At 66.7% G+C, this 14,569-nt stretch carries 7 protein-coding genes; all 7 read left to right on the top strand.

The window, feature by feature from the left end; all coding sequences use genetic code 11:
* The first annotated feature begins 3 nt into the window (after nucleotides 1-3).
* The 7 genes from I5E68_RS12785 to I5E68_RS12815 all read left to right on the top strand — a co-directional run bounded on the left by I5E68_RS12785 (nucleotide 4) and on the right by I5E68_RS12815 (nucleotide 14,511).
* A complete protein-coding gene (locus I5E68_RS12785) occupies nucleotides 4-3,189 on the top strand; it encodes an efflux RND transporter permease subunit (RefSeq protein ID WP_197164231.1) in 3,186 nt (1,061 codons plus the stop codon).
* Nucleotides 3,182-4,549, top strand: a complete 1,368-nt coding sequence (locus I5E68_RS12790) for a TolC family protein (protein WP_228726971.1) — start codon at nucleotides 3,182-3,184, stop codon at nucleotides 4,547-4,549. The genes I5E68_RS12785 and I5E68_RS12790 overlap by 8 nt, the downstream gene beginning before the upstream one ends.
* A gap of 356 nt (nucleotides 4,550-4,905) precedes the next feature.
* A complete protein-coding gene (locus tag I5E68_RS12795) occupies nucleotides 4,906-7,092 on the top strand; it encodes a TonB-dependent receptor (protein WP_228726972.1) in 2,187 nt (728 codons plus the stop codon).
* 157 nt (nucleotides 7,093-7,249) lie between these two features.
* Nucleotides 7,250-8,230, top strand: coding sequence for an alpha/beta fold hydrolase (locus I5E68_RS12800; protein WP_197164233.1), 981 nt, complete (start codon nucleotides 7,250-7,252; stop codon nucleotides 8,228-8,230).
* Nucleotides 8,231-8,333: 103 nt separating this feature from the next.
* On the top strand, nucleotides 8,334-9,770 hold the full coding sequence (pdxR, locus tag I5E68_RS12805; protein ID WP_228726973.1) for a MocR-like pyridoxine biosynthesis transcription factor PdxR: 1,437 nt from the start codon (nucleotides 8,334-8,336) through the stop codon (nucleotides 9,768-9,770).
* 179 nt (nucleotides 9,771-9,949) lie between these two features.
* Nucleotides 9,950-11,221: a PepSY-associated TM helix domain-containing protein gene (locus I5E68_RS12810; protein WP_197164237.1), complete on the top strand. Its 1,272-nt coding sequence runs from the start codon at nucleotides 9,950-9,952 to the stop codon at nucleotides 11,219-11,221.
* Complete coding sequence (locus I5E68_RS12815) at nucleotides 11,218-14,511, top strand: amidohydrolase family protein (RefSeq protein ID WP_197164239.1); 3,294 nt, start codon at nucleotides 11,218-11,220, stop codon at nucleotides 14,509-14,511. The genes I5E68_RS12810 and I5E68_RS12815 overlap by 4 nt, the downstream gene beginning before the upstream one ends.
* The last annotated feature ends 58 nt before the right edge of the window (nucleotides 14,512-14,569 follow it).

The following is a 14,569-nucleotide window of genomic DNA, read 5'->3' on the forward strand; positions in this document are numbered from 1 at the left end:
ATCATGCTGCGCAAGCTTGTCGAACGCGCTCTCACGATGCGCCTCGCGGTGCTGGGCCTGGCCGTGGTGCTTGCCGGGCTCGGCGCATGGTCGTTCATGCGGCTGCCGATCGATGCCTTTCCCGACATTTCCTCCACGCAGGTCAAGATCATCCTCAAGGCTCCGGGCATGACGCCCGAGGAAGTCGAGACCCGGGTCATCGCCCCGATCGAAATGGAAATGCTCGGCATCCCCGACCAGAGCGTACTGCGCTCGGTCGCCAAGTACGCAATCGCAGACGTGACCATCGACTTTGCCGACGGCACGGACATCTACTGGGCGCGCAGCCAGGTCGCAGAACGGCTCAACGGCGTCATGGCCGACCTGCCCGAAAATGTGAGCGGCGGCATGGCGCCGATCTCCACCCCGCTCTCGGACATGTACATGTTCACCGTCGAGGGCCCGCAGGACCTGATGGAGAAACGCCGGGCGCTCGACTGGATCATCCGTCCAGCACTGCGCACGGTTCCGGGCGTTGCCGACGTCAACGCGCTGGGCGGGCGGGTCGAGACCTTCGAGGTCGCCCCCGAGCCGGGCGCGCTGGCCGCCGCCGGGCTCGCCGTTTCCGACCTCGCAAGCGCGATCGAGGCTTCCAACCGTAACGACGGCGCTGGCCGCCTCGCCAGCGGCGAAGAATCGCTGATCGTGCGAGCAACCGGGGCGATCCGCACGCTCGACGATCTCGCTGCCGTGGTCGTGAAGACACAAGACGGTCACGTCGTGCGCGTGGGTGACGTGGCGAAGGTTCGCACCGGCTCGCTGACCCGCTACGGCGCGGTCACCAAGAACGGCAAGGGCGAGGCCGTCGAGGGACTGGTCATCGGCCTGCGCGGCGCGGACGCTGCCAAGGTCGTCGAAGGCGTCAAGACGCGGCTCGACGAGCTTCAGGCAAGCTTGCCCGAGGGCATGACGGTCCATGTCTTCTATGATCGCTCCGACCTGATCGAACGCGCCGTGGGCACCGTGGAGAAGGCCCTGCTCGAAGCGACCTTGCTGGTCGTCGTACTGCTGCTGCTGTTCCTGGGCGACGTGCGCGCCTCGGTGATCGTGGCGCTGGCCTTGCCGATGTCGGCGCTGCTGACCTTCATCTTCATGCAGGGCATCGGCCTGACCGCCAACCTCATGAGTCTGGGCGGACTGGCGATCGCGGTCGGCATGCTAGTCGACGGCGCGGTGGTGGTGGTCGAGAACGTGGTCGAACGGCTGTCCGATCCGCGCCATGCACACGAGAGCAAACTGCACACGGTCTTCGTCGCCGCTGCCGAAGTGGCCAAGCCGGTCACCTCGGGCATGGCGATCATCGCGCTGGTCTTCCTGCCCCTGCTGACGCTGCAAGGTCTGGAGGGCAAGCTCTTTGCTCCTGTCGCCCTGACCATCGTGCTCGCCCTCCTCTCGGCGCTGCTGCTCTCGCTGACGCTGATCCCGGTGCTCGCCTTCTTCGTGCTGCGGCGCAGTGCCAAGGCCGCGAGCGACAGCGCTGGCAATGAACCCGAAGGCTCCGGCCAGGCAGGCCACGAGCACCACGAACCCTGGCTCATGCGCCAGCTTTCGCCGCGCTACCATGCCATGCTCGCGGGCGCCTTCACGCGGCGCAAGACGGTCTATGCCCTCGCCGGAATTTCTCTGATCCTCACCGGTTTTGCCTATTCGGTGACCGGCAAGACCTTCCTGCCGACGATGGACGAGGGCTCGGTCATCGTCCAGCTCACCAAGCTGCCCTCGATCTCGCTCGAGCACTCGGTGGCGGGCGACATGAAGGTCCAGCGCGCGATTCTGGAACAGGTACCGGAGGTCACCCAGGTGATCGCCCGCGTCGGTTCGGACGAGCTCGGGCTCGACCCGATGAGCCCCAACGAGACCGACAGCTTCCTCGTGCTCAAGCCGCGCGACGAGTGGCGCGTGCCCGACAAGGAATGGCTGCTTGGCGAACTGCGCAAGGCACTGGTCGACCTGCCCGGGATCGAGCCCAGCTTCACTCAGCCGATCGACATGCGCATCTCCGAGATGCTGACCGGCGCGCGCGGCGATCTGGCAATCAAGATCTTCGGCCCCGACCTCGACGAACTCTCGCGCATCGCCGGTCAGATCCAGCAGCGGCTCGAAGCGATCCGCGGCACCAGCGAGGCGATGACCATGGCCAACGATACGGTCGACTACCTCCAGTTCGACATCGACCGCGTCGCTGCGGGCCGTGCCGGGATGCCGATCTCGGACCTGCAGGACGCGATGCGCGCGCAAATCGAGGGTCTCCATGCCGGGGTCGTGGCCGAGGGCGTGCGCCGCGTGCCGATCGTGATCCGCGGCGACGATCAGACGCTGACCGCACAGAATTTCGCCGACCGCCTCTATCGTGCACCCGGCGGCCAGCTGGTGCGCGCAGGCGACGTTGCCAGGGTCGAGCGCACGGAAGGGCCGGTCAAGCTGGAGCACGAAAACGGCTCGCGCTTCGCCATGGTCCAGGCCTTCGTCTCGGGCCGCGACCTGGTCGGCTACGTCGAACAGGCCAAGGCCGACGTCGCCGCCAACGTGCCGCTGCCTGCCGGCTATCGCATCGTGTGGGGTGGCCAGTTCGAGAACCAGCAACGTGCCTCGGCCCGCCTGATGGTGGTCTTGCCGATCTCGCTCGCGATGATCTTCGTCGTGCTCTACGCGACGCTGGGTTCAATGCGCGCTTCGCTGCTGATCATCGGCATGATCCCCTTCGCGCTGGTCGGCGGCATGATCTCACTGGCGCTATCGGGCGAATACCTCTCGGTCCCCGCCTCGGTCGGGTTCATCGCCCTGCTCGGCATCGCCGTGCTGAACGGACTGGTAATGGTGACCTATTTCAGACAGTTGCGCGAAGAAGGTGCAGCCTTGTCCGATGCGGTGCGACGCGGTGCCGAACGCCGCCTGCGCCCGGTGCTGATGACCGCGACGATTGCCGCTTTCGGTCTCGTCCCACTGCTGTTCGCCTCGGGACCGGGATCGGAAATCCAGAAGCCACTCGCCATCGTGGTGATCGGCGGGCTCGTTTCCTCGACCCTGCTGACCCTGTTCCTGCTCCCCCTTCTCTACGAGCGCTTTGGCGAAAATGCCGCCGAGCGCGCAGCGGGAGAACGCCGCGAGAACCGCGATGCCCTGACTGCAGGAGACAGCACCGATGTCTGATCCGCGCCAGCCGCTTGGCATGGCCAGCCGTGCCCGGGTCTTTGCCCTTCTCCTCACGTGCGCGCCCGTCCTTTTGTCCACGAGCGCCCCGGCCCAGCAGATCGCCCCGCTTGTCCCGGCAGGCGAGCCGGCTGTCATTGACGATCCGAGCGGTGCGGGGCCGGTCGCGATCAGCGATGCCATGGGCCTGCCCGATGCAGCGCGCGTCATCGCCGCGCTCGACACGCACCCAGGCGTGCTGGCCGCCCATGCGCGTACAGATGCCGCGCGCGCGCAGGCACGCGCCCTTGCCCGCGGCCCGCACGAGATCACCGTAAACGGCATCTATTCGCGCCGCACGGTCGACTTCGATGGCACGTACGACGAATTCGACGGACAAGTGACCCGCGCCTTTCGCCTGCCCGGCAAGACCCGGCTCGACAAGGAGATCGGCAAGTACGGCGTCCTCGCCGCAAGCAACGGCGCAGAAGACGTGCGCCACCAGACCGCCCTGCTGCTTGCCGAGACCTGGTGGGACTGGCTCGCAGCAGGCGCGCAGGCGCGCATCGATCGCAAGGCCGTGACGACATACGAACGCCTGCTCGCCACAGTGCAACGCCGTGTCGAGCTACGCGATGCCGCGAGGCTGGAGGCCGACCAGGCAGAAGCCATGCTTGAAGCCACCCGTCTCGCGGCTCAGCGCTCGGCCGGACAGGAAGCTCTCGCGCGCGAGGTCCTGCTGGCCCAGTTCCCCGGCCTGCTCTCGCCCGACGCACGGCCTCCCGAAGTACCCGTCCCCGACTACGCCCCCGAAACCGTTGCCCGCATGGGCCAGCTCGTAGTCGAACGCAGCCACGAGATCGCCGCTGCCGATGCCACCGCATTGCAAGCCGACGCCAGTGCCAGCCGCGCCGATGCCGAGCGCATCGCCGACCCGACGCTGGGACTGCGCCTGTTCTCCGAGCGCAGCGGACAGGAGACCGGCGCCGGGGTTACCTTCTCGATGCCGCTGGGCGGTGGCCACCGCAAGGCGCTTGCGGAACAGGCGCAGGCACAAGCCAGCGCGGCGATGGCGCAAGTGACCGCGACCCGCTTCGAGGTCGATGCCCGCGCCCGCTCGGACATGACCGGGGCGCGATACGCCTTCACCGCCTGGCAGCGCGCCCGGCGCGGACTTGAAGCCCAGGTCTCCGCACTGGAGAAACTGCGGCTGGGCTACAGGGCCGGCGAGATCGACCTTGGTGACGAGCTGGTCGGCGAACGGCAGGTACTCGAAGCGCTGCACGCCGAGGCCGAAGCGCGCAGCGAGGCATTGCGTGCCCTCACCCGGCTGCGCATCGACTCGCACTCGATCTGGGCAGCCGAGGGGGATGAGGACTAGGCGCCCCATTCTCCCCCGCGCCGGATCATGCGCAATCTTGCAGCTGGACCATGGGAGCGCTTTGCACGGGACCGACCCGGGAGACCGCAGAATTCGGGCCTGTCCGCGCAATTGCACTTACGACACCCACCAATCTTGGCCGATGCAACGGTGCATCGCGCGCGCCAAAAACCCGCAAGTGCCCCCGACTTGGACCCCCCGGACCTTGCAAAACTGGATGTTTTGCGCTCCTGCCCGGAAGGCAGAAATGCTACGTATCAGGGAACAGCGCGGATAATCCGCCATGAACGCAGACACTGCACATGATGCGCGATCCGGCCAGTTGCGGCCGCGGTCCGACCAAGGGGGGTCCACAGTTGAAGAAGTCACTTTCCAGCCGCACGCTTGCGAGCACTGCCGCTCTCGCCATCGCCATGACCGCCACGCTCTCGGGCACCGCGCACGCACAGGCCGCAGGCGCTGAAGACATCGTCGTCACGACCCAGCGCAACAACGAGACACAAGTACTGGGCAGCGGCTCGCTGGGCGCGCTGGGCGTGCAGGACGCCATGGACACGCCCTTCGCGGTAAAGTCCTATTCCGAAGCGCTGATCCTCAACCAGCAGCCCTATACGCTGGGACAGGTGCTCGAAAACGACCCCTCGGTGCGCTCGAGCCTGGGCTACGGCAACGCCTCCGAGACCTTCGTGATCCGCGGCTTCCCGCTCTACGGCGAGGACATCGCGATCGATGGCCTCTTCGGCATCACCCCGCGCCAGCTCGTCTCGCCCGAGCTTTACGACCAGGTGCAGATCCTCAACGGCGCCAGCTCGTTCCTGTTCGGTGCGGCGCCGGGCGGTTCGGCGCTGGGCGGGACCGTCAACCTGATGCCCAAGCGCGCCAAGGCCGTGCCTACCACGCGCGTCACCGCAAACTACCTGTCGGGCAGCAATTTCGGTGGCTCTTTCGACGTTGGTCGTCGCTTCGGCAGCGACGGTGCGCTTGGCGTCAGGGTCAATGGTGCGGGCCGCTGGGGTGACGTCGCCATCAATGACGAATACCGCGGCAACACGGTTCTGGGCCTCGGCCTCGACTACACCACCGGAGCGCTGCGCCTCTCGCTCGACCTCGCCTACCAGCGGGTCAAGGTGAGCCACATGCGTCCGATGGTCCAGTTGGTGGGCGTGACCGAAGTGCCCGATGCGCCCGACTCCGACCTCAACTACGGACAGGCCTGGAACTACACCACGCTTCGCGACATCTACGGCATCGCCAAGATCGAGTACGACGTGGCCGAAGACTTCACCCTCTACGCCTCGGCTGGCGCACGCGACAGCGCCGAGCGCGGCAAGTACCAGGGCTTCAACGTCACCGATGCCGAGACCGGCGATGCCTACGTCACCGGCTCGCAGATCCCGCGCAACGACAACAACGAGGCCGCGCAGGCAGGTCTTCGCGGCAAGTTCGTCACCGGCCCGCTCACGCACCAGCTCAACCTCGGCGCCTCGCACCTGCGCCAGGTCAATCGCAACGCCTATGGCTTCGGCTCATTCGCCGGCGCCCCCAGCAACCTCTACGATCCGGTACAGGTCCCCGACTTCGCCTACGATGCCTTCACTGGCGGTGACATCGAGGATCCCTTCGCGATGAGCAAGATCCGCCAGAGCAGCCTGTTCGCCTCGGACCAGATCGGCCTGTTCGACGACAAGGTCCAGCTGATCGCGGGTCTGCGCCACCAGAACATCGAGATCCGCTCGTTCTGTGGCGGCTCGGTATTCGGCGGTTTCCCGCTCGACAGCTGCACGCCGGGCGAACAGACCGACAAGTACGACGAGAGCGCGACCACCCCGGTCTTCGGCCTGGTGCTGCGCCCGAACGAACACGTCTCGGTCTATGCCAACCGCATCGAGGCACTGCTGCAGGGGCCGCAGGCTCCCTCGGGCACGATCAACTCGGGCGAGATTTTCGCACCCTTCGCTGCCGTGCAGTACGAGATCGGCGGCAAGCTCCAGTACGAAAACTGGATGGCCTCGATCGCCTTCTACCAGACCGATCGCCCGCAGAGCTTCACCATCACCCAGGACGATGGCTCGACCCTGTTCACGCTCGATGGCAAGCAGCGCAACAAGGGCATGGAAGTCACCTTCAACGGTGAACCCGTCGACGGGCTGCGCCTGATCGCGGGCTTCGCGGTCAGCGATGCCAAGCAGAAGCGCACGCAGGGCGGCATCTACGACGGGCTGCGCGCGATCGGCGTGCCGACCTATACCGCCAACGCCAACGTCGAATGGGACCTCGCCTTCGTCCCGGGCATGACGCTCACCGGGCGTGTGATGCAGACCGGCAAGCAGTACGTCGATCAGGCAAACGACCTCAAGGTCAAGGACTGGACCCGCTTCGACCTTGGCGCGCGCTACGTCATGGCGGTGAACGAGACCCCGGTGACGCTGCGCGCCGGCATCGATAACGTCGCTGACAAGCGCTACTGGTCCTCGGCTCTTGGCGGCTACCTCGTCCAGGGCCTGCCACGCACATTCAAGGCCTCGGTCACCGTCGAGTACTGAGCAGGACATACCGAAGGGGCGCGAGGGACCTGGCTCCCGAGCGCCCCCGTTTCGCCGGCAAGCTTTCGGGTCGCAGCGACTTTCCGGCATCGGGCACGAGCCATCCCGGCCTCGTGCCCGGGTCATTATGAACGCAAGAAGAAGCGTGGAGCACGCCATGGACAAGACCGCCATCGATCCGGACATCGCCACCTTCATCGCAACGATGCAGCAGGACTGGGAACGCCACCCGCCCTTCGCGAGCCTTTCCTTCGACGAAGCCCGCGCTGCAGCCGAAGATGTACGCGCACGCTGGCGTGAGGGCGGGCCGGTCATGGCCGAAACCCGGGACCTGAGCGTCGAGACCGCTTGCGGGCCGCTGCCGGTGCGCATTCATTATCCAGTTGATGCCGACCAGCTGACGGTCATGGTCTATCTTCACGGCGGCGGCTTCACGCTGTTCAGCATCGAGACCCACGACCGGCTGATGCGCGAATACGCGGCAGCGACCGGCTGCGCCGTCATCGGCGTCGACTACCCCCTGTCGCCCGAGACCAAATTCCCGGTCGCGCTCGATCGCATCGCCGCTCTCGTGGCAGCGCTGCCGGACCATGCCGCGCAATGGAACATCGATGCAGCGCGCGTGGTGCTTGCCGGGGATTCGGCGGGTGCGAACCTTGCGGTCGCGACCTGCTTCAAGCTGCGCGAGGCGCTGGGCGAAATTCCTGTCGCGGCGCTCCTGCTGAACTACGGCGCTTTCGCGCATGGCACTTCCGATCAGGCGGAAAGCCGTTACGGCGGAGCGGATTCCATTCTCAACGCTGAGGAAATGGACTTCTACTGGGCCAACTACCTCACCAGCCCCGCAGACTACGCCGATCCTTTCGCCTGCCCGCTGCTGGGCGACATGACCGGCTTGCCCCCGGCGATCCTGATCGTGCCCGAACTCGACATCCTCTCCGAGCAGAGCAGCGCCATCGCCGCGAAGATGCACGAGGCAGGCTGCGAGGTTCAGCTCCTGCGCTATGCCGGAGCCACGCATAGCTTCCTTGAGGCGATGTCCATCTCGCCACTGGCGCAGCGCGCCATCGCCGACGGGGCGAACTTCGTAAGGGACCGGATCATGGACCAGTCGACTGCACAAAAGCAGGCAACATGATGGTCCACACCCTTGCCATGCCCGGACCTGCCACCTAGCGTGCACCACAACTGGACGGCGACTGGAGACTGGCCCGAAGATGCTGCGCCCCTGGAAAGTCAACTTGCGTGACCAGATCGACACCGAACGCGCGGTGCCGGTCTACATGCAGATCATCCATGCCCTGATCCGCGATATCGAGAACGGTCGGCTGACCTCGGGCACCTATCTGCCCAGCAGCCGCGAACTGGCCAGCGCGATCGGGGTCAACCGCAAGACCGTGGTGCTCGCCTACGAGGACCTGATCGCGCAGGGCTGGCTGGTCTCCAAGGGGACGCGCGGGACAATGGTCTCGCAATCGTTGCCACAGCCCACCAGCGAACCCGAGGCCAGCGGCGTCCAGATGCCCGAGGGAGCCGAGTTCGACTTCGCCCGTCCACCGGAACGCCCGCTCGCCCTGCCCGGAACGCGCGGCATCAAGCTTGACGAGGGCGCGCCGGACGGACGCCTGTTTCCGGCAGAACTGCTTACGCGCGCCTATCGGGCATCAGCCAATGCCGCAGCCGCAACCAACGGCTTCCAGTACCGCGATCCGCGCGGGCTGCCGTCGCTGCGCGAAAGCATTGCCGAAATGCTGCGTTCCGAACGCGGGCTGGTGGTGGGACCGGAAAACATCTGCATCACCCGCGGCAGCCAGAATGCGATCTTCCTGGCAGCGCAGGTCTTGGTGAAACCGGGCGATTCGGTGATCATGGAAGACGTGACCTACGAGCCGGCCGTGGCTGCCTTCCGCAATCGCGGCGCCAAGGTGATCCCGGTGCGGCTCGATGGCCACGGCATCAATTTGGCCGATGTCGAGCAGGCCTGCCGGCGCGAGCGGGTGCGGGCCCTGTTCCTCACCCCGCACCACCAGTTCCCGACCACCGTGGCGCTGCGCCCCGAGCGCCGCCTGCGCATCCTAGACCTCGCCCGCCAGTTCGGGTTCGCGGTGATCGAGGATGACTACGACCACGAGTTCCACTTCGAATCCCAGCCGCTCCTGCCGATGGCGGCCTATGCCCCTGGCCGCACGATCTATGTCGGCTCGCTGAGCAAGCTGCTGCTGCCTGCATTGCGTATCGGCTTCATCGCCGCGCCGCGCGAGGTGATCGACGCAGTCGCTCACGTCGTCTCGCTCGTCGATGGCATGGGCAACAGCCTGACCGAGGGCGCCGCCGACGAACTGATCCGCAACGGCGAACTGCGCCGCCACGCACGCAAGGTCCGCCAGGTCTATGCCCGCAGGCGCGAAGCCTTCGCGGCAACGCTGGACGACCTGTTCGGCAATATCGCCGACTATGCCCTGCCCGACGGCGGACTTGCCTTCTGGCTGCGCTTCCCCGACGCGGAACATATCGACCGCATCGAGGAACGCGCACCCGCACGCGGCCTGCGCTTTGCCTCGTCACGCTCGTTCATGCTGCGCCCCGAAGCGCCGCGCGGTCTGCGCCTCGGTTTTGCGAGCCTTGGCGAGATCGAGGCCCGCGATGCCCTGCGCGTCCTGCGCGCGAGTATCGACTGAACCCGCGCGAACGGCGCACTGGACCCGTCACCTGGTCAAAAACTGGATGTTTGTGGAACCTTGTCCGAGACGACACACTCGCCTGCAGCAACACCGGGAAGGGCCTGGAGGCGTCGGACCTGCCTTGTCGGAAAATCTGAACTGCAAGGGCGCCGCATGACCGAGGGGGGCAACGCGCGATGACCAAGACCAAGCCCGGCAAGAAGTCGGGAGCGACACATGCATTCTGGATGGCGGTACATCGCTATTCGGGCCTCGCGATCCTGGTATTCCTCGCCTTTGCCGCGCTGACCGGCAGCCTCCTGTGCTTCATGAAGCCGCTCGACGAAGCTCTCAACGCCGATCTCTTCGCACAAAGCCGTGTCGCCGGCCCTGCGCCCGTGACCCGCCTCGTCGAGACCTTTGCGCAAGCCAATCCCGATTACGAGGTCCGCTCGTTCCCGCTGGCCGTCGCCCCGGATGCGCGTATTCCGGTAAAGGTCACGGCGCGCCCTGCCAGCGACGGCAGCGGCGAGATCAACCAGGTCTTCCTCGACCGCGCCACGGGAACCCTCGTCGGAGCGCGGTCCTACGATCCAGCACTCGACCGGCGCGGCTTTGTCGAACTGCTCCACGACGTGCACTACACGCTTCTGCTCGATGCTCCCGGTCGCTGGTTCATGGGCGTGGTCGCGATTGCCTGGACGATCAGCAACCTGGTCGGTGCCTATCTCACGTTCCCGGTCAGGGGCGCATTCTGGAAACAGTGGAAGCGCAGCTGGAAATTCAGCTTCAAGAGCCCTTTCCCTCGCCAGATGCTCGACCTGCACCGCGCTGCGGGGCTGTGGCTGCTGGTCCCGCTCATGCTGCTCGCGGTGACTTCGGTCGGCTTCAACTTCTTCAACGAGGCCTATGGCCCGATGGTCGAGGTACTGGTTCCAGAGCGTGACCTGCCCCTGCCCCAAGTGCAGAGCCCCGAACCGCTGACCTATACCTCGGCGGTCGGACAGGCCCGTGCACTGAGCCAGGACTTTCCGGAAAAATGGCAGCCGGCCTCGGTCATCTACGACCCCGAAAACGCGCGCATCGGCGTTACCCTCAGTGACGACGGTCGCCTGTCCTACCACGACCTCGGGCCGATCTACATCTACTTCGAGGCTGCCAGCGGCAAGGTCGCTGAAGTCTTCGATCCCTATCACGGCAATACCAACCTCGCGATGTACCGCTGGCTCTACCCGGTGCACTCAGGCAAGATCGCGGGCCTCCCGACCATCGCGCTGGTCTTCGTGTGCGGGATCGCGGTCTTCGCGATGTGCGTGACCGGCATCTACCTGTGGTGGAAGAAACGCCCCTCGCGCAAGCGCCCGGCACGCAAGGCCAAAGCGAACAGGACAAAGCCTGACGACGCGCCGCGCACGGTCGCACTGGAGCCCGCCTCCGCATCCGCCATGGCGACAAGGAGCCCCGAATGACCTTGCGTGCAGCCCTGCTGGCCCTGACCGTCCCGCTGAGCACCGCGACGATACTGGCTTCCCCGGCTTTCGCCCGCCCCATTGCCGACGCGGCACAATTGCCGATCACGCCCGCCCGGACGCTGCGGATCGACGCACAGAGCGGCACCTGGGTCTCGCTCGACATCTCGCCCGACGGCAAGACCGTCGTATTCGACATGCTGGGCGACATCTACACGATGCCGATCGGCGGAGGCGAGGCACGCCAGCTGACCACCGGGCTCGGCTTCGACACCCAGCCGACCTTCTCGCCCGACGGACGCTCGATCGCTTTCGTCTCGGACCGCAGCGGCGCGGACAATGTCTGGGTCATGAAGAGGGACGGCAGTGGCGCACGCGCGCTGACGCGCTCCGATGACGTTGGCGTCTTCGCATCTCCAGCCTGGAACACGCAGGGCACCGGGCTGTTCGTCAGCCGCTACTATGCCGACGTCAACAACTATGCGCTGGTCAGCGTCGATCTCGACGGATCGCTGACCTCGCTCGCACCGGTAAAGCCCGTAGCCGATGCCCCACGCGCGAGCTGGCACAGCACGCTTGGCGCAGTGGCGGCTCCCGACGGCCGCCATGTCTATTTCGCGCGCCTTACCGGCGGGCTCGACTTCGACGAGATCAACACCTGGTCCATCGTGCGCCGCGACCTGGAAACCGGCGAAGAACAGGTCGTTGTCGGCGACAGCGGCGAGCGCGGCCACGAACGTCCGACCGTGTTCCGCCCGATGATCGCACCCGATGGCAGGACCCTCGCCTATGCCACGCGGCGCGGCAGCGAAACGCAACTGCGCCTGCGCGACCTCGCCACCGGCCTCGACCGAAAGATCGCACAAACAGAGCCCGACCAGCTCGAAGCCTCGATGTGGCAGGACATCGTTCCGCGCTATGCCTTCACGCCCGATGGCAAGGCGCTCCTGCTGACGCGCGCGGGGCGCTTCGAGCGGGTCGACATCGCCGATGGCACCGTCACCCCGGTGCCGTTCCACGCCGCGATGGAGGTCGCCGTCGCCCCTTCGACCCGCGTCGACATCCGCGAGGATCGCGGACCGGTGCAGGCAAGACTGGTGCAGGCCCCCGTGGCTTCGCCCGACGGGACCATGCTGGCCTATTCCGCCCTCGGACACATCTACCTGCAGAAGGCCGATGGCACCGGCGCGCCGGTTCGTCTCGATCGAGGTGCCGAACGCGACGAGGAGCTCGCCTTCCTGCCGGGCTGGAGCCCGGACGGGCGCGAACTGGTCTACGTCACCTGGAGCGAGGCAAGCGGCGGCATGGTCTGGAAGCAGTCCGTCGACCGCATCGGCGAACCCCAGGCCATGGCCGCGACCCGGGCCTATTACAGCTACCCGGTATTCACCCCCGATGGACGCGAGGTGGTGACCCTGCGCTCACCGATGGCGGCGCGCCGCAAGGCGACCTTCGACATCGGGCAGATGCGCCAGTCCGACCTCGTCGCCCTGCCCGCCAGCGGTGCGCAAGGCCCCGAGGACCTGCGCGTCATCCATTCGGGCATGATCGGCTCGCGCCCGCAATTCACCAAGGCCCCGGGCAAGGTTCACCTGCTCACCCCGCGCGGCCTCGCGGCGATCGACATGGCCACGGGCAAGAGCGCGCTGGTTGCCCAGGTCACGGGCCCGGGGTACTACTTTCTCGAGGGCAACACGCCCGTCGATGACATACGCATCAGCCCCGATGGCGAGTGGCTGCTGGTACAGACGGTCGAGCAGCTCACGCTCGTCAGGACACCCGAACCAGGCACGAGCATCGACCTCGATGATCCCGCAGTGCCCACCCGGCGCCTGACCACGGTCGGCGCCGACTTCTTCGAGTGGGAACGCGACGGCAGTATCGACTGGTCGGTCGGCTCGCGCTTTCACCACCTCGCGCTGGCGCAGGCGCTGCCCGGCGCCGCAGGCGAACCCGAGGCTCTGGCCCGCGTCACGGACATGAAGGTCGAGGCGCCGCGTGCGATGGCGTCGGGAACGCTGCTGCTGCGCGGTGCGCGGATCCTGACCATGGCAGATGCAGACCGGATCATCGCCGATGCCGACCTGCTGATCACCGATGGCCGCATCGCCGCAGTGGGTCCGCGAGGAAGCTTCCCCGTGCCCGCCGGGACGACGGTCCGCGATGTTACTGGCAAGACGATCCTGCCCGGCTTCATCGACGAGCACGACCACGTCGCCGAAATTCGCCGCAACGTGCTCAGCCTCGACGACTGGGGTCTCAAGTCGCGGCTCGCCTGGGGCGTCACTACCAGCTTCGATCCCTCCACGCTGAGCATTGACATGCTCGCCTATCAGGACCTGCTCGATACCGGCGCGATGATCGGGCCGCGGCTGCGCTCCACGGGGCCTGCGATCTTCTCGTTCAACCGCTTCGCCAGCCTCGACGAGGTGCGCGCGGTCATGCGCCGCTACCGCGACGACTGGGGGCTGCGCAACATCAAGCAGTACCGTACCGGCAACCGGCGCGTTCGCCAGTGGATGGCGATGGGCGCGCGCGAACTGGGGCTCCAGCCAACGACCGAGGGCGCACTCTCGCTCAAGCTCGACCTCACGCAGATGCTCGACGGCTTCGCGGGGAACGAACACGCCCTCGCCGCTCCGCTCGGCGACGATGTCATCGGCCTGATGACCGCGATGCGCACCAGCTACGCGACGACCATGATGATCACGCATCGCGGCCCCGACGGCGCGGACTGGTTCGCCAACGAGAGCCATGCCTCGACCAATCCGAAGATCGCGCACTTCTGGCCGCCAGTGGCGATCGAGCAGAAGCTCGGCGAACGCCCCGGCCGCCCCTTGGCCACGTATGGCTTCGACGAGATCGCGGGCGGCGCGGCGCGGCTGGCGCAAGCTGGCGGGCTGGTCGGCATGGGGGCGCACGGCGAAGTTCCCGGGATCGGGTTCCACTGGGAGATGTTCGCACACGTCCTGGGCGGAATGGAGACGAGGAGCGCGCTGCACGCGGCCACCGCCGGCTCGGCCGAGACCATCGGCAGGCTTGCCGACCTCGGCACGATCGAAGCGGGCAAGCTGGCCGACCTCGTCGTGCTCGACGCAGATCCCCTTGCCGACATCCACAATACCCTGCGCATCGCCTCGGTCATGCGCGACGGGCACCTCTACGCGGCGGATACGCTTGACCGGATATGGCCCGAACCGCGGCCCATGCCAGCTCCATGGTTCGCCGATCGCGATGGCCCCGAGCAATGGCTGCCCGCCATGCCGGACGACGCCGGTGCTCCCGACTGAGCGCGCGCACTTGGCCCCCTGTGCGCCAATAGACTGGATGTCGCCCGGACCACACCCA

Origin of the sequence: Novosphingobium aureum, assembly GCF_015865035.1 — a bacterium.
GTDB lineage: Bacteria > Pseudomonadota > Alphaproteobacteria > Sphingomonadales > Sphingomonadaceae > Novosphingobium > Novosphingobium aureum.

What these genes read in the sequence shown, in the direction of transcription:
- I5E68_RS12785 (WP_197164231.1), top strand. Translation starts at nt 4, where the DNA reads ATGCTGCGCAAGCTTGTCGAACGCGCTCTCACGATGCGCCTCGCGGTG.
- I5E68_RS12815 (WP_197164239.1), top strand. Translation starts at nt 11,218, where the DNA reads ATGACCTTGCGTGCAGCCCTGCTGGCCCTGACCGTCCCGCTGAGCACC.
- I5E68_RS12810 (WP_197164237.1), top strand. Translation starts at nt 9,950, where the DNA reads ATGACCAAGACCAAGCCCGGCAAGAAGTCGGGAGCGACACATGCATTC.
- I5E68_RS12800 (WP_197164233.1), top strand. Translation starts at nt 7,250, where the DNA reads ATGGACAAGACCGCCATCGATCCGGACATCGCCACCTTCATCGCAACG.
- I5E68_RS12790 (WP_228726971.1), top strand. Translation starts at nt 3,182, where the DNA reads ATGTCTGATCCGCGCCAGCCGCTTGGCATGGCCAGCCGTGCCCGGGTC.